Origin of the sequence: Shimia ponticola (assembly GCF_007995215.1) — a bacterium.
Taxonomy (GTDB): domain Bacteria; phylum Pseudomonadota; class Alphaproteobacteria; order Rhodobacterales; family Rhodobacteraceae; genus Shimia_B; species Shimia_B ponticola.
This window is the reverse complement of the sequence record NZ_VCDK01000003.1, coordinates 534,177-557,042: the sequence shown is the minus strand read 5'-3', so window position 1 is coordinate 557,042 and position 22,866 is coordinate 534,177. Positions and strand designations below refer to the sequence as shown.

General features: G+C 58.3%; 18 protein-coding genes. 17 read left to right on the top strand and 1 reads right to left on the bottom strand.

What is annotated here, in order from left to right; translation table 11 throughout:
* The 3 genes from FE702_RS06075 to FE702_RS06065 all read left to right on the top strand — a co-directional run bounded on the left by FE702_RS06075 (position 1) and on the right by FE702_RS06065 (position 3,051).
* Positions 1–1,020: a sugar ABC transporter substrate-binding protein gene (locus FE702_RS06075; RefSeq protein ID WP_147125367.1), complete on the top strand. Its 1,020-nt coding sequence runs from the start codon at positions 1–3 to the stop codon at positions 1,018–1,020.
* 100 nt (positions 1,021–1,120) lie between these two features.
* Positions 1,121–2,275 (top strand): ABC transporter permease, encoded by a 1,155-nt coding sequence (locus FE702_RS06070; RefSeq protein ID WP_186826996.1) that lies wholly within the window; start codon positions 1,121–1,123, stop codon positions 2,273–2,275.
* A complete protein-coding gene (locus FE702_RS06065) occupies positions 2,275–3,051 on the top strand; it encodes an ATP-binding cassette domain-containing protein (RefSeq protein ID WP_147125366.1) in 777 nt (258 codons plus the stop codon). The genes FE702_RS06070 and FE702_RS06065 overlap by 1 nt, the downstream gene beginning before the upstream one ends.
* Positions 3,052–3,178: 127 nt before the next feature.
* Here FE702_RS06065 and FE702_RS06060 read toward each other — a convergent pair whose 3' ends face one another.
* Positions 3,179–3,481, bottom strand: a complete 303-nt coding sequence (locus FE702_RS06060; protein WP_147125365.1) for a hypothetical protein — start codon at positions 3,479–3,481, stop codon at positions 3,179–3,181.
* Positions 3,482–4,214: 733 nt separating this feature from the next.
* Between FE702_RS06060 and urtA the strand changes: the two genes are divergently transcribed.
* The 14 genes from urtA to FE702_RS05990 all read left to right on the top strand — a co-directional run bounded on the left by urtA (position 4,215) and on the right by FE702_RS05990 (position 22,856).
* On the top strand, positions 4,215–5,501 hold the full coding sequence (gene urtA / locus FE702_RS06055) for an urea ABC transporter substrate-binding protein (RefSeq protein ID WP_147125364.1): 1,287 nt from the start codon (positions 4,215–4,217) through the stop codon (positions 5,499–5,501).
* A 72-nt stretch (positions 5,502–5,573) separates the two neighbouring features.
* Entirely contained in the window at positions 5,574–7,502 is a 1,929-nt protein-coding gene (gene urtB / locus FE702_RS06050; RefSeq protein WP_147125363.1) for an urea ABC transporter permease subunit UrtB, read from the top strand.
* A 3-nt stretch (positions 7,503–7,505) separates the two neighbouring features.
* The gene (gene urtC, locus FE702_RS06045; protein ID WP_147125362.1) at positions 7,506–8,687 is read left to right on the top strand and encodes an urea ABC transporter permease subunit UrtC; all 1,182 of its coding nucleotides are present in this window, start codon (positions 7,506–7,508) and stop codon (positions 8,685–8,687) included.
* The gene (gene urtD / locus FE702_RS06040) at positions 8,684–9,439 is read left to right on the top strand and encodes an urea ABC transporter ATP-binding protein UrtD (RefSeq protein WP_147125361.1); all 756 of its coding nucleotides are present in this window, start codon (positions 8,684–8,686) and stop codon (positions 9,437–9,439) included. The genes urtC and urtD overlap by 4 nt, the downstream gene beginning before the upstream one ends.
* Entirely contained in the window at positions 9,426–10,121 is a 696-nt protein-coding gene (gene urtE, locus FE702_RS06035) for an urea ABC transporter ATP-binding subunit UrtE (protein WP_147125360.1), read from the top strand. Before urtD ends, urtE begins: the two co-directional genes overlap by 14 nt.
* A 212-nt stretch (positions 10,122–10,333) precedes the next feature.
* On the top strand, positions 10,334–10,918 hold the full coding sequence (locus FE702_RS06030; RefSeq protein WP_147125359.1) for an ANTAR domain-containing response regulator: 585 nt from the start codon (positions 10,334–10,336) through the stop codon (positions 10,916–10,918).
* Complete coding sequence (locus tag FE702_RS06025; protein WP_147125358.1) at positions 10,915–12,081, top strand: ABC transporter substrate-binding protein; 1,167 nt, start codon at positions 10,915–10,917, stop codon at positions 12,079–12,081. The genes FE702_RS06030 and FE702_RS06025 overlap by 4 nt, the downstream gene beginning before the upstream one ends.
* A 256-nt stretch (positions 12,082–12,337) precedes the next feature.
* On the top strand, positions 12,338–13,705 hold the full coding sequence (locus tag FE702_RS06020; RefSeq protein WP_147125357.1) for a CmpA/NrtA family ABC transporter substrate-binding protein: 1,368 nt from the start codon (positions 12,338–12,340) through the stop codon (positions 13,703–13,705).
* 69 nt (positions 13,706–13,774) lie between these two features.
* A complete protein-coding gene (locus FE702_RS06015; protein WP_147125356.1) occupies positions 13,775–14,851 on the top strand; it encodes an ABC transporter permease in 1,077 nt (358 codons plus the stop codon).
* A gap of 5 nt (positions 14,852–14,856) precedes the next feature.
* Positions 14,857–16,545 (top strand): ABC transporter ATP-binding protein, encoded by a 1,689-nt coding sequence (locus FE702_RS06010; protein WP_147125355.1) that lies wholly within the window; start codon positions 14,857–14,859, stop codon positions 16,543–16,545.
* A gap of 5 nt (positions 16,546–16,550) precedes the next feature.
* A complete protein-coding gene (nirB, locus tag FE702_RS06005) occupies positions 16,551–18,986 on the top strand; it encodes a nitrite reductase large subunit NirB (RefSeq protein WP_147125354.1) in 2,436 nt (811 codons plus the stop codon).
* Positions 18,983–19,312, top strand: a complete 330-nt coding sequence (nirD, locus tag FE702_RS06000; protein ID WP_147125353.1) for a nitrite reductase small subunit NirD — start codon at positions 18,983–18,985, stop codon at positions 19,310–19,312. Before nirB ends, nirD begins: the two co-directional genes overlap by 4 nt.
* Positions 19,312–21,942: a molybdopterin-dependent oxidoreductase gene (locus FE702_RS05995; protein WP_147125352.1), complete on the top strand. Its 2,631-nt coding sequence runs from the start codon at positions 19,312–19,314 to the stop codon at positions 21,940–21,942. The genes nirD and FE702_RS05995 overlap by 1 nt, the downstream gene beginning before the upstream one ends.
* Positions 21,939–22,856, top strand: a complete 918-nt coding sequence (locus FE702_RS05990) for a glycosyl transferase family protein (protein WP_147125351.1) — start codon at positions 21,939–21,941, stop codon at positions 22,854–22,856. The genes FE702_RS05995 and FE702_RS05990 overlap by 4 nt, the downstream gene beginning before the upstream one ends.
* Positions 22,857–22,866 lie beyond the last annotated feature (10 nt).

Here is a 22,866-nt window from a genome sequence, read left to right as displayed (position 1 = left end):
ATGAACAAGCTTTTGATTGGCACCGCTCTTGCCGCAATTACGTCGGCTGGCACAGCGATGGCTGCTGGCCACGGGACGTCTGCCTGTCTGATCACCAAGACGGATACCAACCCGTTCTTCGTGAAGATGCGCGAAGGCGCGACAGCCAAAGCTGAAGAGCTGGGCATCACGCTGAATTCCTATGCCGGTACGATTGACGGCGACCATGAAAGCCAGGTCGCGGCCATCGAAGCCTGCATCGCCAACGGCGCGTCGGGCATTCTGATCACTGCTTCTGACACCGCCGCAATCGTCGAGCCGGTTCAGGACGCACGCGACGCTGGTATCCTTGTCATCGCGCTCGACACCCCGCTCGACCCGATCAACGCGGCCGACGCAACCTTTGCCACTGACAACTTTCTTGCTGGCGAGCTGATCGGTCAGTGGGCCGCAGGGGCAATGGGCGACGATGCTGCCAACGCCAAGATCGCAATGCTAGATCTCGCCATCAGCCAGCCCACCGTTGGCGTTCTGCGCGACCAAGGCTTCCTGACCGGCTTTGGTGTGGACGTCGTTGACCCGAACATGTGGGGCGATGAAACCGATGAGCGCATCATCTGTAACGAGGTGACTGCGGGCAACGAAGAGGGCGGCCGCACCGCCATGGAAACCTGCCTGGCCGCTGATCCGGACATCAACGTGGTCTACACGATCAACGAACCAGCTGCCGCTGGCGCATATGAAGCGCTTGTCGCGGTGGGTCGTCAGGATGATGTTCTGATCGTTTCGGTTGACGGTGGCTGTCCTGGTGTCGCCGATGTGGCCGATGGTGTGATCGGGGCGACCTCGCAGCAGTACCCGCTGCTTATGGCGTCGCTCGGCATCGAAGCAATTGCGGCATACGCCAAAGATGGCACCCTGCCTGAAAACACCCCGGGCAAAGACTTCTTTGATACCGGCGTTGCTCTGGTGACAGGAAGCCCAGTCGAAGGTGTGGAAAGCATCTCGGTCGAAGAAGGCACCAACCTCTGTTGGGGTTGATCTGAGCGGGCCGAAGCGCCCAATCTGAACATACGTCAGGGCGGGCCACGGTCCGCCCTTTCAAAAAGAAGCACGCGAAGCGTGTATTGGGGGGAAGAACATGTCGGACAAGGCAGACAATTACGAAGCCGCATTGCAAGGCGCGTCTCAGGACGTGGCACATTTCGAAGTGCAGGACAAATCCCTGCTGATGCGATTTCAGAGCGCGTTGCACAAGACGCCGTCTTTGGTCCCCCTGATCGTTCTGGTCTGTGCGATCATGATTTTCGCCGGTTGGCTCGGGCCGCGTTTCCTGCCGCAGATGACCTTGGTGTTCCAGCAAATTCAGGTGGTTGGCATCCTTGCGCTCGCGCAGACGCTTGTCATTCTGACGGCTGGCATTGACCTGTCTGTCGGCGCGATTGCGGTGTTTTGTTCAGTCATCATGGGCAAATTCACCTTTGACTACGGCCTTCCGCCTGCCGTTGCCGTGTGTTGTGGCATCGTGGCTGGAGCGGCGATTGGCGGTGTCTCTGGCTGGTTGGTCACGCGGATCAAGATACCGCCCTTCATTGCCACGCTTGGCGTCTGGCAAATCGTGCTGGCGGCCAACTATATCTATTCCCGCAACGAAACGATCCGCGCCCGCACGATCCGCGAAGAAGCGCCTTTGTTGCAGTGGCTCGGCCTGAAGCCAAACGAACAGTTCGTCACGTGGATCGAAAACCTGCGCGGCATCACCTACGAACGCATTCGCCCGAACGATACGGGTCAATTCATGCTGGACATCATCTGGCAGACGAAGATCACCTATGGCGTTCTGACACTCATCGCACTGACGGTGCTGCTGGCCTATATGCTGCGCTCCACGGCTTGGGGACGCCATGTCTATGCGGTGGGCGATGACCCAGACGCGGCGGAACTCGCCGGTGTGAACGTGAAGCGGACGCTGATGTCTGTCTATATGCTCGCCGGTGCGATTGCCGCAGTTGCAGGCTGGTCGCTGATCGGGCGCTTTGCCTCGGTTTCGCCCAGTGCATCCACGGGGCTGGAAGGCAACATTGAATCCATCACGGCCGTGGTGATTGGGGGTATTTCTCTCTTCGGTGGCAGGGGCTCGATTTGGGGCGCGTTCTTCGGGGCGCTTATCGTCGGGGTCTTCATGCTGGGCCTCGGGATGGCAGGCGTGAACCCTCAATGGACCTTCATGTTGATCGGGACACTCATCATCCTCGCCGTCGGCATCGACCAGTGGATCAGAAAGGTAGCAGCGTAATGGAACCCATTCTCAAAGGCCGGAACCTCACCAAACGGTATGGCAAAGTGGTGGCTCTCGATAACTGCGACTTTGATCTTTACCCCGGTGAAATCCTGGCGGTCATTGGCGACAACGGCGCAGGCAAATCGACACTGATCAAGGCGCTATCCGGGGCGGTTGTGCCAGATAGCGGCACGGTCGAGCTCGAAGGGCGTGCCGTGCGCTTTTCCTCCCCTAACGATGCACGGCACGCCGGGATTGAAACGGTGTATCAGACCCTTGCCGTCAGCCCCGCGTTGTCGATCGCCGACAACATGTTCATGGGTCGCGAAATCCGCAAACCAGGCTTGCGCGGGTCGCTGCTACGTCAGTTGGACAAACCCGCGATGGAAAAGGCAGCGCGCGAGAAGCTGACGGATCTGGGTCTTATGACCATCCAGAACATCAACCAAGCGGTTGAAACCCTTTCGGGCGGTCAGCGGCAGGGTGTCGCCGTGGCCCGTGCCGCGGCCTTTGGCTCCAAAGTCATCATTCTGGACGAACCGACAGCTGCACTTGGCGTAAAGGAAAGCCGAAAAGTGCTGGAACTCATTCTGGATGTGCGCTCCCGCGGTATCCCGATCATACTGATCAGCCACAACATGCCGCACGTTTTTGAAGTTGCGGACCGTATCCATATTCACCGCTTGGGCCAGCGGCTCTGCGTGGTCGATCCAAAGGACTATACAATGTCCGATGCCGTTGCGTTTATGACCGGCGCAAAGGAACCCCCGAACGAAGCAATGGTCGCTTAAGGAGATTTCGTAAGTCTGACGTGTCGGTACTCAAAGGTCCGGTTCCGCCAAATGAATTGCCGTGCCGTTAAACAGGTCAAACATCCGCAATAGGCCGACAAATAAATCAACGCCCATGGCGCGCTTGTCACGTATTGTCGTCGAAGCGGTCCCCCAAACTTTCACCGGTCAGCTCGCAGAAGGTATTGAGAGCCCCTTGTAACGTGAAATACTGATGTTCGCTGCGATGAACGACTAGCCCGCCTCGGATCGTGACTTTGGCGACAGACCAGTATTTCATCGCGCTGGCTTCCGCAGCACGGGTAAGAACGACAAGCTCGTGTTCGACGAGTGCGCACTGAACGAATAAGCTCTGGTAAATGTCGTTCCGGGCAAAAACCTGTCCGAACCGCAGGTTCTGAGCGTATCGCTCTAAGCCATCTTCTGACACCGTCTTCCTTGGTCACGGTACGCATCCATGAGACGTCGGGAAGGATGTATCGTTTATGGGCTTGGACGGATTTTCAAAAGACGCCTTAATCGACCAACGAGCCAGCTCAATTCGGCGGGCGGTGGACCGTTGAAGGCGCTGCAAACGATGCGATGGACCGGCATACCAGCCAGAAGATAGTAGCCGGGCGCTTGAGCAATGTCAGGGGTCCGCGCCCGGCATGTTGGCCCCAACCAACGACGACGAATATCGAAACAAGATCCCTATACTCGTTATAAATGACTGAGCCTCGGGGGGCAGATCAGAGATTGGCGCCTTCACGGGAAGAGATAGCACGCATTTTCGATCCGATGCCCCATGGTCGCATGCATCGACGCCACTTTGAACCTCGTCAATGACGGGGCAATTTTGGCTTGGCTCAGGTGTTTTGCTGATGTGGCGCCGACTACGGCATCAATGCGATGATTAGTTTTCGGGCAGCCTGCTGAAAAAACACTCATCAACACGGCAACCGTTCTGAAGGGCAGGGAATTCGAAACATCTGTGGCTTGTGTGAAGCGGCAGACAGGGTGTGTGTTCACCCCAGCTTCGAAATGGAGCGCTACGGACGGGACAGTCTTGCAGGATCCGACCCGCCCGCAGCTACAGCAAACGCTGTGTGGATCAGACTTGGTGATTTGGCGCGAGATCGTCAAGGTATCGGGCTTTCCGCACGCCAAACGGGGATGCCCAAATGAAACTTGTTACCAAATACACCCTTGGTGCGGCCGCTGCCGCCCTGATCGCGGGATCAGTCTCAGCACAGGACTGCGCCGACCCGATCAAAGTCGGGGTGCTCCACTCGCTCTCTGGCACGATGGCGATCTCTGAGACCACGCTCAAAGACACGATGGAGCTGCTGATCGCGCAGCAAAATGCCGCCGGTGGTTTGCTTGGGTGCGAGATTGAGGCAGTTGTTGTTGACCCGGCCTCCGATTGGCCGCTGTTTGCCGAAAAGGCGCGTGAGTTGCTGACGGTGTCCGAAGTCGACGTCATCTTCGGGTCCTGGACATCCGTGTCGCGCAAATCTGCTTTGCCGGTTCTCGAAGAGCTTAATGGGCTGATGTTCTACCCGGTTCAGTATGAGGGCGAGGAAAGCTCCAAGAACGTGTTCTACACGGGTGCCGCGCCCAACCAGCAAGCCATTCCAGCAACTGATTATTTCCTGGAAGAGCTGGGGGTCGAGAAATTTGCTCTGCTTGGCACGGACTATGTCTACCCCAGAACGACCAACAACATCCTCGAACAGTACCTGATTGACGCCGGCATTCCTGAGGAAAACATCTTCGTCAATTACACTCCATTTGGTCATTCTGACTGGTCAACGATCGTGGCGGATGTGGTTGAACTCGGGGCCGACGGCTCTCAGGTGGGCGTGATCTCTACCATCAACGGTGACGCCAATATCGGCTTCTACAAGGAACTGGCCGCCGCGGGCATTTCGGCAGACGATATCCCGGTTGTCGCGTTCTCGGTGGGTGAAGAAGAGCTGTCTGGTCTTGATACGTCCAATCTCGTCGGTCATCTGGCGGCGTGGAACTACTTTCAATCCGCTGACACCGAAGCCAACGCTGAATGGGTCGCCGCTTGGAAAGAGGCCATGGGCGAAGAGCGCGTGACCAACGACCCAATGGAAGCGCACTACATCGGCTTCAACATGTGGGTTAACGCTGTGACCGACGCGGGTACCACCGATGTCGATGCGGTCCGCGAGGCGATGTACGGGCAGGAATTCCCGAACCTGACCGGCGGCACGGCGGTAATGTTGCCGAACCACCATCTCGCCAAACCGGTTTTGATTGGTGAGATTACAGCGGATGGCCAGTTCGATATCATCTCCCAAACCGAAGAGGTTCCTGGTGACGCGTGGACCGACTTCCTGCCGGAATCCGCCGTGCTGGTCTCTGATTGGAAGGACCTCGGCTGCGGGATGTACAACACCGAGACCAAGACCTGCGTTCAGTTGACGTCGAACTACTAAGACTATTGGCCCGGGCGGGTTATCCGCTCGGGCCTTTCGTCCCCGGGCTCACCTGACTGAAAGCACTCATTCATGATCCGAGTTTTGATCAGCCTGACGTGGTTGTTGGCTTCAGTCAGTGTCGCCGCGTCGCAGGATGTACAATCCATCCTGCAAACCCACGCCGAGGAGGTGGCCAAGCCATCCCGCAAGTCTGTCAGCGTGGTACTTGATGACTTGGTGGCATCTGGCCTTCCTCAGGCGCCTGAATTTCTAGAACAATGGGCCGAACGAAACGTTTGGCGCAACAATGCAACCGGGCTCTTTGTCATCGTCACCGAGGAAGGCGATGATCTGACGTTTCGCGATATTGATAGCGGTGAGACTGGCACAGCATCCGAAGACGGTTTCACCCAATTGCGCCCCAATGGCGGCGTCCGTCGTGTCATCGGGACTGCACTCGTGCAATTTCAGCTGTCCGATCCAGACCCGGCACGCCGTCAATCCGCCCTCGACAGTATCGCCCGGCGCGGTGAAGCCAGCCAGCTCGAGCCGTTGGTTGCCTCGCTTGCCGGCGAAGACGATCCCGCCCTGCGCGCCCGCAAAGAGCAGCTAATCACGTTTCTGACGGCCCGATTTGGCGAAGACACGGATGCCCGTGTCGCCGCGATCGAGAGCCTGTCCGCCGATACCTCAGTCGAAGCGCGGGCGGTGTTAAGTCAGATCCTGTCTGCAAATGCGGGTGTCGCAACTGACACGCCAGAGGGCAACATCGCCCGTATCCTTGACCCGATGGAGGACCCCACTGCCAGTTATGGCCAGTTGGTCGACGCCGGACTTGCCCCACCGATTGTGCCTGTAGGCGCGGTGCGCTCGGCTTTGGAGGCCAATATCGTCGATGGTCGCGTAGGAGGGGTTCCACTTGCCCAACTCGGCGACCAAGACATGAGAAACATGGCCTATGGCGCGCTTGCGGCGGATGGCACCGTGCCACCTCTGGTGACGCAAGACGACATCACGGTGGCCCTTGAGAACGCGGTCTTCTTTGAGCGTTACAGCGAAGAAGATACCACGGTCACCGATGCCGCGCGGGCCACATTGGACGCAATCGAGACTAGGGTGGGGCTGGAACAGACCTTTGATCTGGCGCTGGATGGGCTGTCGCTCGCATCAATCTACTTTCTGGCGGCCATTGGACTGGCCATCACCTTTGGCCAGATGGGGGTCATCAACATGGCCCATGGCGAATTCATCATGATGGGCGCCTATACAGGGTATGTGGTGCAGCTTTTTGTGCCGGACTACACGGTGTCGCTGCTTGTCGCCTTGCCGCTCGCCTTTGCAGTCACGTTTGGCGCAGGTGTTGCCATGGAGCGGTTGGTGATCCGGCATCTCTATCACCGCCCGCTGGAGACGCTGTTGGCGACCTTTGGTATTTCCATCGCGCTTCAGCAAATCGCCAAAAACATCTTTGGGACGCAGGCCCGTCCGCTGACCTCGCCTGATTGGTTGGGCGGCGCATTGGTGATTTCGGACAACATCCAGATCAGCTATATCCGAATTGCGATTTTCGTGTTTGCGCTGCTCTTCCTGTGTTTGCTGTTGTTCATTCTCAACCGCACGCGGCTCGGTCTGGAAGTGCGCGCTGTGAACCAAAATCCCGGCATGGCGGCCTCGATGGGGATCAACCCGGACAGGATCAATATGATGACCTTTGGCCTCGGTTCGGGGATTGCGGGTGTCGCAGGCGTGGGCATCGGGCTCTATGCGCAGGTCACATCGGAAATGGGCGCAAACTATATTGTGCAAAGCTTCATGACCGTTGTGGTGGGTGGGGTCGGCTCGGTCTTTGGCACACTGGCCGGGGCCGGTCTGATCGGCTTTCTGCAAAAGGGCATCGAATGGTTGAATCCGTCGAATACCTTGGCGGCGCAAACCTACATGATCTTGTTCATCATCCTGTTCATTCAGTTCCGGCCCAAGGGTATCGTTGCCCCGAAGGGTCGCGCCGCGGCGGATTGATCCATGACCAAGGAACACACACCCCGCACATCCTTTGTCGCCCGCAATCCATCGGTGCTGTATCTCCTTATGGCGCTCGGCCTGTTCACAGCCGTGGTCGCTGTGCTGTCCGAGGCAACGGGCGTAGGACTGATCTCGACCTCCTTTGTTAAGACGCTGGGCAAGACGCTGTGCCTGTGCCTTATCGCCATCGCCATGGATGTGGTCTGGGGCTATTGCGGCATCCTGAGCCTTGGCCACTTCGCGTTTTTCGGCATCGGCGGATACGCCATTGGCATGTGGCTGATGTATGCCCGCACCGAGATCATCGTCGCCGAAAGCCTTGCCGGACAGGTCATTCCGCCAACGCCGCAGGAAATATCTGACGCAATCGGCAATCAGATTTTCGGCGTGGTCGGATCGTCGGAATTCCCGTTGATCTGGGCCTTCGCGGATAGCTTGTTCATCCAACTGGCCTTCGTCGTGCTGGTGCCGGGGCTTCTGGCGCTGATCTTTGGCTGGCTTGCGTTTCGCAGCCGGGTCACCGGCGTCTATTTGTCGATCCTGACCCAAGCGATGACGCTCGCGCTGTCGCTCTACCTCTTCCAGAACGATAGCGGGCTGCGGGGCAACAATGGCCTCTCGGGCCTGCAGAACGTCCCCGGGCTCGCGGACAGCGGGCAGGATGTTGTCTCACTGGCCTTCTTTCTTGCCTCGGCTCTGGCGCTCGCTCTGGGATATCTTCTCTTTGCGTGGATCACCGACAGCAAACTGGGCAACATCATCCAAGCGATCCGCGATGATGAGAGCCGCGTGCGGTTCCTCGGCTATCATGTCGAGAGCTATAAGCTTTTCGTCTTTACCATTACGGCCATCGTGGCGGGCATTGCGGGCGCGCTGTATTACCCGCAGGCCGGCATTATCAACCCTGCGGAGATCGCCCCCATCGCGTCGATCTATCTGGCGGTCTGGGTCGCCATCGGCGGGCGCGGGCGGCTCTATGGTGCCGTGATTGGCGCAGCGCTTGTCTCGCTTCTGTCCAGTTGGTTCACGGGCGGTGGCGCGCCCAGCATCAACCTTGGCTTTTACACGATCCAATGGGTCGATTGGTGGTTGGTGCTGCTGGGCGGGACCTTTGTTCTGGTCACACTCTTTGCACCCAAGGGCATCGGTGGCCTCTTTGACAAGTTGGTGCGCAAATCATGACTTCGCTTCTTGAAATGTCAGGCATCTCCAAGAACTTTGATGGGTTTCAGGCGATCAGCAACCTGTCCCTTCAAATCGGAGAGCCCGAATTGCGTGCCGTCATCGGCCCAAACGGTGCGGGCAAAACCACCTTTATGGACATCATCACGGGCAAGACCAAACCCGATGAAGGAAGCATTCGATTTGGTGAAGACAGCCGGTCGCTGATTGGGATGTCCGAGAGCGAAATTGCGAGGCTTGGGATCGGTCGCAAGTTTCAGAAACCCACAGTGTTCGAGGCCCAGACCGTGCGCGAAAATCTGGCCATGGCGTTGAAGAACCCCCGTGGGCCGTTTTCGGTCCTGTTCTACAAGAAAACCCGCGAAGGCGCTGCGCGGCTGGAAGAAATCGCCGAAGAGATCAATCTGACCGACCATTTGGCACGCCCCGCAGGAGAGTTGAGCCATGGCCAAAAGCAATGGCTTGAGATCGGGATGCTGTTGGCACAATCACCGCGCCTGTTATTGGTCGATGAACCGGCGGCGGGCATGACGGCCCATGAACGCGAACACACGACTGACATTCTAAAAAAGGCAGCCGAGACTCGGGCGGTGATCGTTGTCGAACATGACATGGAATTCGTGCGGCGGCTGAATTGCAAAGTTACCGTTTTGCACGAAGGATCGGTCCTGGCCGAAGGCTCGCTGGATCATGTGACCAAAAACAAAACGGTCGTGGATGTTTATTTGGGGCGTAGCGATGCTGGCGATTGAAAACCTGTCCCTGAAATACGGGCAATCCCAGATACTGAATGGCATCACGCTACAAGCACCGTTGGGGCAGGTGACCTGTGTCACGGGCACCAACGGGGTGGGAAAGACCAGCCTGATGAAGGCCATTGCAGGGCGTCACCCGTTCTCAGCCGGATCTGTCACATTGGACGGCAAGGCTCTGCCGTCGGGGCGTGCGGCGGTGGCCGCAAAGGCCGGTGTTGGGTATGTCCCACAAGGCCGTGAGATATTCCCGCTGATGACCGTTGAGGAAAACCTCGAAACAGGTTTTGCCTGTCTTCCGAAAGCGGATCGAACCATCCCGGACGACATCTTTGATCTCTTCCCAGTTCTCGCTGAAATGAGAACGCGGCGCGGGGGCGATCTATCGGGGGGGCAACAACAGCAGCTTTCCATAGCCCGCGCATTGATCGCGCGACCCAAGGTTTTGCTGCTGGATGAGCCGACCGAAGGAATTCAGCCGAATATCATTCAGATGATCGGTCGCACGATCCAAGTTCTGCGGGATCGCGGGAATTTGGCGATTATCCTCGTCGAACAGAATTTTGAATTTGCTTACCTCAACTCTGACCATTTCCACATCATGCAGCGTGGAGAGGTGGTGCAATCGCTGCCAAAGGCCGAGGCAAAACGTGAAGCTCTGCTGGACGCACTCGCCCTTTAGACGGACCTTGTGGTGGCAGATAGATTCGGATTGATCGCATGCCGACCTTTTGCGATTTCAGCTTGAGCCGCTCATGACACAAGCTGACCTGATTGTATGAGGTGCCGTGAAATTAGGCGCGCGGCTGAAAAATCGGGCAGGGGTTCTGGATGGGTCTTGATCGCGGCGCGTTGCGACTTGTCTGTCGGACCTGATCGCTTCACGCCCATGGCATGGAAAACAGCCTGAAAGTTGTTGTCGTCGAGCAGGACCGGGATCGTGCGATTGCGATTGTTGATGCGCTGAACGATGCCTGTGCCTGCGACGTGTTGGTCATCGGGGATGCCAGCGCATTGGCGCGTCAGATCGCGGCGCATCAACCGGATATCGTTCTGATTGATATTGATAATCCGACCAGAGACATGATGGAGGAGATGACGCTGGCATCAGGGCCTTTGGAGCGTCCTGTGGCCATGTTCGTGTCCGGGAATGCCGATGGTCTGGCCGAAGCGGCCGTCGAGGCAGGGGTGTCCGCCTATGTTGTCGATGGGCTAGAGCCCGGTCGATTAAAGCCAGTCATGGATACCGCGATCGCGCGTTTTTCGATGGTGCGTCAGATGCGAGAAGAGCTCGCAGAAACCCGGCGTGCCTTGGAAGAACGCAAGGTGATTGATCGTGCCAAAGGGCTTTTGATGAAGGCCAAGGGCATAGACGAAGAAGCGGCCTATGCCCTGTTGCGCAAGACGGCGATGAACCAGGGGCGTCGCGTTGCGGATGTGGCAGAGGCACTGGTGACTGCAGCGGGGCTCTTGGGATGAAAGAAGTCAAGGTTTCCGTCGCCTACATGCCCCTCGTCGATGCAGCGCCGCTGATCATCGCAGAAGAAATGGGATTTGCGCAGACCGAAGGCATTGCGCTTGATTTGGTCGCTGCGCCGTCGTGGTCATCTGTGCGCGATATGCTTGCATTTGGCCGTGTAGATGCGGCGCATATGCTGTCTCCGGTACCGATTGCCTTGGCCATGGGCTTGGGCGGCGCGGCGACCTCGTTGTCCACCGTGTCGGTCCTATCGGTGAATGGGAACGTGATTGGCGTCGGCAAGCCGCTAGAGGAAAAACTGCGCGCGAATGGCTTTGCCTTTGACTTCGCGAACGCAAAGGCGGCAGCATCCGCGTTGGCCGAGGTCTGTGACCGACCTTTGACCTTTGGCGTGCCGTTCCCGTTTTCCATGCATGTCGAATTGCTGCGCTACTGGGCCGCTGGGACCGCGCTGAACAACACGGGCATTGCAATCCGCACCGTGCCGCCGCCCTTGATGGCTTCGGCGCTTGCCGCTGGCGAGGTCGATGCATTTTGTGTCGGCGAACCTTGGGGGTCGGTTTCGGTCGATGCCGGGGTTGCGGCCTTATTGCTGCCCGCCAAGGCGATCTGGAACTTTTCACCTGAAAAGGTGCTCGCGGTCCGGACTGACTGGGCCGAGACAGAACCGGATCTTTTGGGCCGCTTGATGCGCGCCGTCTGGAAGGCGGGGCGGTGGCTGGCCAAACCCGAGGTCAGAGCGTCTGCGAGCGATCTGCTGTCGCGCAAGGCCTATCTGGACGTTTCTGCCGAATTGATTGATCGGGCCCTGTCCGGACAATTGATGATTTCGAGCCGAGGCGATCACCGCCGTGTGGATGGGTTTTTAGAGTTTCACCGCGGTGCCGCGACATTTCCGTGGATCAGCCAAGCCCGTTGGATTTCTGAGCGGTTGCAAAAGACCCATGGCGGAACAGTTCTTGATGAATCCACGTTGCGGCGCGTTGTGCGCCCCGATCTGCATCGTCAGCATCTGAGCATTCCGGGCCACGATATGCCAGGCGCATCAGCCAAGGTTGAAGGATCGATTCTCGCTCCGACAGCCGTTGCGTCAGCGGCAGGTAAGCTGGTGTTACAGCCGGACGGGTTTTTCGACGGTCAAGTTTTCGACCCTTACCCATGAATCTTGCACAAAAAACAGACGATCCGAGAAATGAGGGTGTCTGTTGCGCGGCAATGACTGGCACCGCTTTCTGCAGCGCGGCATAGTCAACCTGCGTTTGGCGATGATGGCAGGCGCACTGAATTCCAACCCACTGACAGGGTTATTCTGAGCAAGGTCGCTCACTTCCTTCCGGTTTCGTCGGAGGCAAGTGAACGGCCTTTTTTTCGTTGTCACTCAGGGCTTTCAGGGCGCTGGGCAAATTACGGGGACACCCATGAAGAAACTCCTCCTTTCCTTGGCTGCGACCACCGCGATGGCGTCGCCCGCCTTCGCTGAATTGCTTGAACTGGAAAAAGACGAACTGACTTTCGGGTTCATCAAACTGACCGACATGGCACCGCTCGCTGTTGCTTATGAGCAGGGTTACTTCTTGGACGAAGGTCTGTTCGTCACCCTGGAGGCGCAGGCGAACTGGAAAGTACTTCTTGATGGCGTCATCGACGGGCAGTTGGACGGCGCGCACATGCTGGCAGGGCAACCTCTGGCCGCGACCATCGGCTATGGCACCGAAGCCCATATCGTGACGCCTTTCTCGATGGACCTGAACGGGAACGGGATCACCGTGTCGAACGAAGTGTGGGACATGATGCGCCCCAACATTCCGTCGATGGATGATGGCCGCCCGCAGCACCCCATCTCGGCAGAAGCCCTCGTCCCTGTCATCGAAGAGTTCAACGCCAAGGGCGAGCCCTTTAACATGGGCATGGTGTTCCCGGTTTCGACCCACAATTACGAGCTGCGTTATTGGCTGGCCGCTGGTGGGATCAATCCGGGTTACTACAGCCCAGAGAACATCACGGGACAAATCGGGGCGGATGTCTTTTTGTCCGTGACCCCGCCGCCGCAAATGCCAGCGACACTCGAAGCCGGCACCATCCACGGGTATTGCGTGGGTGAGCCATGGAACCAGCAGGCGGTGTTCAAAGGCATCGGCGTTCCGGTCATCACCGATTATCAGCTTTGGAAAAACAATCCTGAAAAGGTGTTTGGTCTGACGGCTGAGTTCGTCGAGGAGAACCCGAACACGACCAAGGCGCTGACACGGGCATTGATCCGGGCTGCGATCTGGTTGGATGAAAACGACAACGCCAACCGCGAGGCGGCGGTCGAGATCCTGAGCCGTCCAGAATATGTGGGCGCGGATTACGAAGTCATCGCTAATTCGATGACCGGCACCTTCGAGTTCGAGAAAGGCGACGTCCGCGAAATCCCCGATTTCAACGTCTTCTTCCGCTACAACGCAACCTATCCATACTACTCTGACGCCATCTGGTATTTGACGCAGATGCGCCGCTGGGGTCAGATTGCCGAGCCTCAGACCGATGCATGGTACAAGGAAGTCGCAGAGAGCGTTTACCGCCCGGACATCTATCTGGAAGCCGCGCAATCGCTGGTCGATGACGGTCTGGCGAATGCTCAGGACTTCCCATGGGACAGCGACGGCTACAAAGAGCCAACGCCAGCCGCCGATATCATCGACGGCATCGCATATGATGGCCGCTTCCCAAATGCCTATCTCGAGAGCCTGCCGATCGGTCTGAAAGGCGACCAGGTCGTCGTGGGCGAGAACATCCAGGGATAACCCTCGGGCCAACCCATGCAGCGGGCGGTCACAGGATCGCCCGCGCCACCTCATCCCGGAGACAGGTCAATGAGCACAGCAGAGCCAGATTTCCAAGCCGACGCCGCACGAGAAGCACGTCGCGAACGCCGTTTCACCCGCATCAACGCCGCCGACAAATGGTTTCAGGTCATCGGGGTGTCTTGGCTGACGCCGATCCTGAAAGCGATTGCGGGCGACAACCCCAAGGCACAAGTGTCCGAAATCTGGAGGCTTTTGGGCGTTCCCCTATTGGCCATTGCCGGGTTTCTGACACTCTGGGCGGCCTTGGCGCCTACGGTTCAAACCTCTCTCGGGGCCATTCCCGGTCCGGCACAGGTTTGGGAAGAGGCCGTTAATCTGCACGAGGATGCGCAAAACAAAGCGGCCAGCCGCGAGCGTTTTGAAGAGCAGGTCGCCAAGCTGAATGAACGTCGTGCCCAGCAGGGGCAGGAACCCATTGTGCGCGCCTATACCGGAGCGCCGAGTTATTATCAGCAAATCTGGACGTCGATCAAAACGGTGTTCTTCGGCTTTTTGATCGCATCTGTTGTCGCGATCCCGCTTGGCATCATGGCCGGTCTGTCACCCACTGCTAACGCCGCGCTCAATCCGATTATCCAAATCTTTAAACCCGTCTCACCGCTGGCGTGGTTGCCGATTGTCACCATGGTCGTCTCTGCCGTGTACGTGACCCAAGACGGCTGGTTCGCCAAATCCTTCCTGACCTCTGCGATCACTGTCACCCTCTGTTCGCTTTGGCCCACTCTGATCAACACCGCGCTGGGCGTGTCGAGCATCGACAAGGATCTCGTGAACGTCTCGAAGGTGTTGAAAATGAACACCTATACCAAAATCACCAAGCTGGTCTTGCCATCGGCGCTGCCGCTTATCTTTACCGGGCTTCGTCTGTCGCTCGGTGTGGGCTGGATGGTGCTGATCGCCGCTGAAATGCTGGCGCAGAACCCTGGCCTTGGCAAATTCGTTTGGGATGAATTCCAGAATGGATCGTCGTCCTCGCTGGCCAAGATCATGGTGGCTGTTCTGACCATCGGGATCATCGGCTTCATGCTGGATCGGGTCATGTACGCGCTTCAGTCGCTCTTCACCTTCACAAATAACCGGTGAGCCAGATGAGCATTCTCAAACTCGAAAACGTCTCAAAGTCTTTCGGTGAAGGCGCGGCGCGGACCGATGTGTTGAAGAACATCGACCTCGATGTGGCAGAGGGGGAGTTTCTGGTCCTCCTCGGCTTCTCCGGCACCGGAAAGACGACGCTGATCAACATGATGGCCGGGCTGGAACGTCCAACCAAGGGCACTGCAACCTTCAAAGGTGCCGAGATCACGGAACCAAGCCCAGATCGCGGCGTCATTTTCCAAAGCTATTCGCTGATGCCGTGGCTTACGGTGACGGGAAATGTGCGGTTGGCGGTCGACACGGTGTTTCCAAAGCTGTCCTCATCAGAAAAGGACGAGAAGGTCGCCCATTACATTCAGATGGTGGGGCTGAGCCACGCCGCATCCCGGCGTCCTGCTGAATTATCGGGCGGTATGCGCCAGCGGGTGAATGTTGCCAGAGCGCTGGCAATGAACCCTGAGATGCTGCTGTTGGACGAGCCTTTGTCCGCGCTTGACGCGCTGACCCGCGCCAACCTTGCTGATGAAATTGAACACATCTGGGAAGCCGATAAGAAGACCTGCGTCCTGATCACCAATGACGTTGACGAAGCAATCATTCTGGCAGACCGGATCATTGCCCTAAACCCCGACGGGACCCTCGGCGAAGAGTTCAAAGTGACCATCCCGCGCCCGCGCGACCGGATGGCGATGAACACGAATGAAACGTTCAAGAAACTGCGCGCCGACGTCACAAAATACCTGATGGATGTGGGGATCGAGGCCAAGGTTGAAGGCTCTCGTTTGCTGCCCGATGTGACGCCAATCCACGGCGTGCCGAGTGCGGTAGCCGAGGCGCAGAAGGGGCTGATTGATAATCGCTTCCTCGACTTCTCGATGCTGCACAAAATCTATCCGACGCCCAAGGGACCGTTGACCGTGGTCGAGGATTTCGACCTCAAGATCGACCGGGGTGAGTTTATTTCGCTGATTGGCCATTCAGGCTGTGGCAAGTCGACGGTGCTGACCATGGCGGCGGGACTGAACCCAATCTCAAAAGGGGCGATCAAGCTGGACGGCACGCATGTCGAAGGGGCAGATCCGGAACGTGCCGTGGTCTTCCAATCGCCCAACCTGTTCCCCTGGCTGACCGCGCGAGAGAACTGCGCGATTGGTGTGGACAAGGTCTATCCGCGCGCGTCCCGCGAAGAAAAGCAGGATGTCGTCGATTATTACCTCGAACGGGTGGGGCTGGCGGATGCGATGGACAAGCCCGCAAGCGAGATGTCGAACGGCATGCAGCAGCGTGTCGGTATTGCACGCGCCTTTGCGCTTTCGCCCAAGCTGCTGCTTCTCGATGAACCTTTTGGGATGCTTGACAGCCTGACGCGCTGGGAACTTCAGGAAGTGTTGATGGAGGTGTGGTCGCGCACGAAGGTGACGGCAATCTGTGTGACCCACGACGTGGACGAGGCGATCTTGCTGGCGGACCGCGTCGTGATGATGACCAACGGACCGCAGGCGACCATCGGCAAGATCGTCAATGTTGACCTGCCACGCCCGCGAACACGCAAGGCGCTTCTCGAGCACCCGGATTACTACAAATACCGGCAAGACGTGCTTGATTTTCTTGAAGAATACGAACACGGGGCCAAGCCAAAGCCAAAGGCTGCGGCCACCCCCAAAGCCATCGCTGCGGAGTGACTGCCATGAAACAGAGACTGGTTGTAGTGGGTGCCGGAATGGCTTCGGGTCGGGTGCTGGAGCACTTGACCGAGGCGGCACCGGACGCCTTTGACATCACGCTTTTCAACGCCGAGCCACGCGGCAACTATAACCGTATCATGCTGTCGCCGGTGCTTGCCGGGGATCAGACATACGAAGAGATCGTGACCCATGATGACGCATGGTACGCAGAGCGCGGTATCACCTGCCGCTTTGGCGAAAAGGTTGTCAGCATCGACCGCGAGGCCAAGGTCGTTTTGGGTGAACACGGCGCTGTGCCATATGACAAACTGATCCTTGGCACAGGGTCCAATCCGTTCATCATTCCCTTGCCCGGGCACGACCTTGATGGCGTCATTGCCTATCGTGACCTCGAAGATACCGAAGCCATGATGAAGATGGGTGCGGGCAATAAGGTCGTGGTCATCGGTGGTGGCCTTTTGGGCCTCGAGGCCGCAGCAGGCATGGCCGCGCGCGGTGTCGATGTGACCGTCGTTCATATCATGGGCCACCTCATGGAGCGGCAGCTTGACGAAGCGGCGGGGTACCTTTTGAAAAAGTCCCTTGAATCCAAGGGGATTACGATCAAGCTTCAAGCGAATTCAAAGGAAATTCGCGGCGAAGACGGGCAGGTCAAAGCGCTCGTTCTGGATGATGGCACAGAGCTGCCTTGTGACCTGTTGGTGATGGCGGTCGGCATTCGTCCGAATACGGCGCTGGCGTCAGAGATGGGTCTTGCTGTTGGCAAGGGCATTCACGTCGATGATCAGTTGGGTACGTCTGACAAGGACGTATTTGCCGTTGGTGAATGCGTTGAGCATGACGGCGCGCTTTTTGGCCTTGTCGCGCCGCTTTATGATCAGGCCAAGGTTCTGGCGCAGACGCTCTTGGGTCAAGAGGCGGCGTTTGTTCAGAAATCACTTTCGACCAAGCTCAAGGTCACCGGCTGCGATCTATTTTCTGCAGGTGATTTTGCTGATGGCGCAGGCCGCGAGGATATCGTGTTCCGCGACCCATCGCGCGGTGTTTACAAGCGTTTGGTCATCGAAGGTGAAACGCTCGTTGGTGCGGTGCTTTATGGCGATACGGCCGATGGCAACTGGTTCTTCCAATTGATCAAGGACGGCACCTCGATCGAAGAGATGCGCGATACGCTGATCTTTGGACCTGCCTATCAGGGGGGCGATACCTCGGACCCGCTCTCAGCCGTTGCAGCATTGCCGCCTGATGCGGAGATTTGCGGCTGCAACGGCATTTGCAAAAGCACAATCACCGACGCCATCGCAAATGGCGCAACCGATCTTGGAGCCATTCGGGCCACGACCAAGGCCAGCGCGTCCTGTGGGACATGCACGGGTTTGGTCGAGCAGGTGCTTCAGGTCACGTTGGGCGACGATTTTCAATTGCCAACGGCGCAGCCCATTTGTGGGTGCTGTGACCTAACGCATGAGGACGTGCGACGTCTGATCAAGTCCCAAGAGCTGAAATCCCAAGATGCGGTGTGGCAAGAACTCGGATGGAAGACGCGCAATGGATGCCATGTCTGCCGCCCGGCGATTAATTTCTATCTGCTGGCAGACTGGCCGATTGAGTATCAAGACGATCCGCAATCACGTTTCGTGAATGAACGTCGCCACGCAAACATCCAGAAAGACGGCACATTCAGTGTTGTGCCGCGGATGTGGGGTGGCGTCACGACGCCCTCCGAACTGCGCGCCATCGCCGATGCAGCGGAAAAATACGATGTGCCTACTGTCAAGGTGACAGGCGGTCAACGCATCGACTTGCTCGGTGTCAAAGGAGAGGATTTGCCTGCGATCTGGTCCGACCTGAACAAGGCCGGAATGGTTTCAGGCTACGCCTATTCCAAGGGTTTGCGCACAGTGAAAACCTGTGTCGGCACGGATCATTGTCGGTTTGGGACCCAGGACAGCACTGGGCTTGGCATCAAGCTTGAGAAGGTTCTGCACGGCGCTTGGACACCGCATAAACTCAAGCTGGCGGTCTCGGGCTGTCCACGCAATTGCGCCGAAGCGACATGCAAGGACATTGGCATCGTCTGTGTCGACAGTGGCTATCAGATCAGCATCGGCGGTGCCGCAGGCATGGACGTCAAGGAAACCGAGTTGTTGGTTTCGGTCCCGACCGAAGAAGAGGCCATCGAAACGGTCATCGCTGTCACTCAGCTGTATCGCGAGAACGGCAAATACCTCGATCGGATCTACAAATGGCTGGCGAAGGTCGGCATGGACTGGGTCAAAGAGCGGATTGTCGATGATGCAGACAACCGCCGCGCATTGGTCGAGCGGTTTGAACTGTCCCAATCCATCTATCGCCATGACCCGTGGGCCGAGCACGCGGAAACCAAGGCAGCGGACTATGCCCCGTTGGCCGACCTGACATTGGAGGCAGCGGAATGAGCTGGATCGACATCGGGCACATCGACGACATTCCCCTGCGCGGCGCGCGCAAGATCAAGACAGAGCTTGGATGCGTGGCTCTGTTTCGGACCGCGCAGGATGAAGTGTTTGCCGCCTCGGATACCTGTCCGCACAAAGGCGGGCCGCTCTCAGAAGGGATCGTGCATGGGCAGTCTGTCACCTGTCCTCTTCACAACTGGGTGTTTGATCTGAACACCGGGCAGGCAAATGGCGAGGATGCGTCGATTCCAACCTATGCGGTGCGGATCGACGGGGACCGAGTCTGGATTGACGGGTCCAAACTGATTGCGCGGAGTGCAGCCTGATGGACGGCGCGGGCATGCCTGAAACACGGTCAACATGCCCTTACTGCGGCGTGGGCTGCGGAGTGTTGCTGCGTCCCGACGGGCAGGGCGGTTTGGCGGTTCGGGGCGATCCGGACCACCCGGCTAACCGGGGGCGCTTATGCTCAAAAGGATCGGCTTTGGGTCAGACAGTGGGACTGGAACAGCGGCTCTTGTCACCGCAAATCGGCGGCCAAGACGCCGATTGGGACACGGCTCTGGCGCTGCTTGCCGATACGTTCCGCGACGCCATTAATCAGCACGGTCCCGATAGCGTGGCGTTCTACGTCTCTGGTCAGCTTTTGACAGAGGATTATTACGTCGCAAACAAGCTGATGAAGGGATTTATCGGCTCGGCCAATATCGACACCAATTCGCGTCTTTGCATGGCGTCCTCGGTTGCGGGGCACAAACGTGCCTTTGGGACCGATACCGTTCCTGGCACCTATGAGGATCTGGAAGAGGCCGATCTTGTCGTGTTGACCGGATCGAACCTTGCATGGTGCCATCCGGTTCTGCACCAGCGCCTGCTGGCGGCTCGCAAAGAACGCGGCACCAAGATCGTGGTCATCGACCCACGTCGGACCGCGACCTGTGAGGATGCAGACCTGCACCTTGCTTTGGCCCCGGGCAGCGACGCAGCGCTATTCAATGGCCTTCTGGCCAAGATTGCCGAGCGCGGACAGATATCATCAGACTTTGCCCACCACCTTAATGGTCTGGATGACGCTATCGCCTCGGCCCGTTCCGACGATTTGGCAATGACCGGGCTATCCGAAGACGACCTGAACCGCTTTTACGACCTTTGGATCGACACTCAGCGCGTTGTGACTGTCTATTCGCAGGGCATCAATCAATCGACTTCCGGCAGCGACAAGGTGAACGCGATCCTGAACTGTCACCTCGCGACCGGACGGATTGGTCGTCCCGGCATGGGGCCGTTTTCAGTCACAGGACAACCCAACGCCATGGGCGGGCGTGAGGTCGGTGGCTTGGCGAACATGTTGGCCTGCCATCTTGATCTTGAGAATGCCGATCACCGCACCGCCGTGCGGGATTTCTGGCAGGCACCGTCTGTTCCGAGCGCACCGGGCCTGAAAGCCGTCGATATGTTCAAGGCGGTCGAAGAGGGGCAGATCAAGGCGCTCTGGGTCATTCACACCAATCCCGCGGTCTCGATGCCGGATGCGGCCCGTGTTCGCGCTGCCATCGCCGCCTGTCCCTTTACCGTTGTAAGCGAGATCACAGCTCAGTCCGACACTGCCCGTTTGGCTGACGTCTTGCTGCCTGCAGCGGCTTGGGCAGAAAAGAACGGCACCGTCACCAATTCAGACCGCACCATAAGCCGTCAAAGGGCTGTTCTGCCGGCACCGGGGGCGGCACGTGCCGACTGGGATATCCTTGCCGAAGTGGGCAGGCGCATGGGCTTTGACACTGCCTTTGACTACGCCACTCCTGCAGAGATCTTTCGGGAATACGCCATTTTGTCCGGCATCGCTGCGGGCTTTGGGCGCGACTTCGACATCTCTGGACTTGGGGACCTGTCAGACGCCGAATACGAAGACCTTGTTCCAACGCGTTGGCCAGTGACCGCCGAGCGAACAGGTGGTCGGTTCTTTGCCGATGGTCAGTTCTTTCATACAGATGGCAAAGCGCGGATGGTTCCAGTCAGCGCCCGTGCACCCGCCTCGCTTCCATCCGAGGACTTCCCGCTCCGCCTGAATACGGGACGCTTGCGGGACCAGTGGCACACCATGACACGCACGGCGTTATCGCCGCGTCTTTCATCGCATCTTCCAGAGCCGTTCCTTGATCTGAACCCAGAGGATGCGGCGCGGCTTGGTCTGCGGTCCGCCGACCTCGTGCGCGTGAAAAATGCCAACGGTCAGGCTATTCTTCGTGCTCGGATCACGAATGACGTCCAAGAGGGTCAGGTTTTTGCACCGATCCATTGGACGGGTGAGACAGCGCCGTCGGCGCGCATTGATGATCTTGTTGCGCCGAACACAGACCCCGTTTCCGGCCAGCCAGAGAGCAAGGCAAGCACAGTCGCTGTCGAGCGGTTTCAAGCGGATTGGTACGGATTTGCCATCTCGTCCAGCGCTATGACCCCGATTGGCGACTACTGGGCGCTGGCGCGCACCGATGCTGGTTTCCGTGCCGAAATCGCTGGGACAGGACCGGTCGAGAATTGGGAAGCAACCGCGCGTGCGGTCCTCGGCACGTCGCACGCCGAAGCCATCCTATTCGAGGATGCAAAGCGCGGCACAGCCCGCATCGTTCTGCATGAGGGCGGACGCTTGGTCGGGGCCCTGTACATTGCGTCCGAGCCTGTCGCCGTGATGCGCGACTATCTTGCTACTTTGCCCGGTGAACCGGCCGAGGCGGCCGTGATTGGGCGGGTGCCAGCCAATGTACCCAATCCCGGGCCTGTGGTCTGCGCTTGCTTTAGCACCGGGATGAACATCATTCTTGAGGCGATCGAAACCCAGGGCTTGCTGAGCGTCGACGCCATCGGAGAGGCATTGGGCGCGGGCACGAATTGTGGTTCTTGCCGTCCAGAACTGTCTCAACTTTTGTCCCGCGTCACCTTTCGGGAAGCGGCAGAATGATGTTGGCCGATTATGTCCGGATACTGGGGCGCGGGCCGGGTCGCTCTCGGTCTTTGACGCAAGACGAAGCGCGGCATGCGATGACGTTGATGCTTGAAGAGGAGGCAGCACCCGAAGCGGTCGGTGCCATCCTGATGCTTTTGCGGATGAAGGGAGAAACCGCCGAAGAGATTGCCGGGTTCGCCAGTGCCGCTCAAATCGCCATGCCGCAATTGCCATCCGTTGATCTGGACTGGCCTACATACGCCGCCGGTCGCACGCGCGGCGCGCCTTGGTTCCTGCGTTCGGCAAAGCAGGTCGCCGAGGCAGGACATACCGTGTTGCTGCATGGATGGAACGGGTCTGACCCCAAAGTGCGGGCAGGGCTTGCCACGCTGGGCATCCGCCAAACTACGACGCCGGACGCCACGGCGCGGTGCCTTGAGACCGACGGCATCGCTTACCTGCCTCTGGAAGAAGCACATCCTGCTTTGTTTCGGCTGCTGAATCTGCGCAGCGTTCTTGGCTTGCGGTCCTGCGTGAATACCGTGTGCCGGCTGCTGAATCCGGCGCAGGCGCGTGCAAGTGTGCAAGGCGTTTTTCACCCGTCTTATCGGTTGTTGCAGGCAGATGCGGCGGCCTTGTTGGGGTGGGACGCGCTGACTGTCGTTAAAGGCGGCGGTGGGGAGTTTGAACTAAATCCGGCGAAATCCATTGCAGCATTCGGCCTTCGCGCTGGAGCGTCTTGGGAGGCCTCTTATCCAGCAGCGATGCAGGTTGTCCGCCGTCTGTCAGAGCCGACAGGACACGCGCTTTCGCCCCGATGGCACGCACAAAAACCGGACACGTTCGAGCGCATGATAATCGAGGCCACGACGCATGCCGCGCTGGACACAATTGCCAACCACACCGCATCAAAGCAGACTGCGGCCTAGGAAGAGGGCA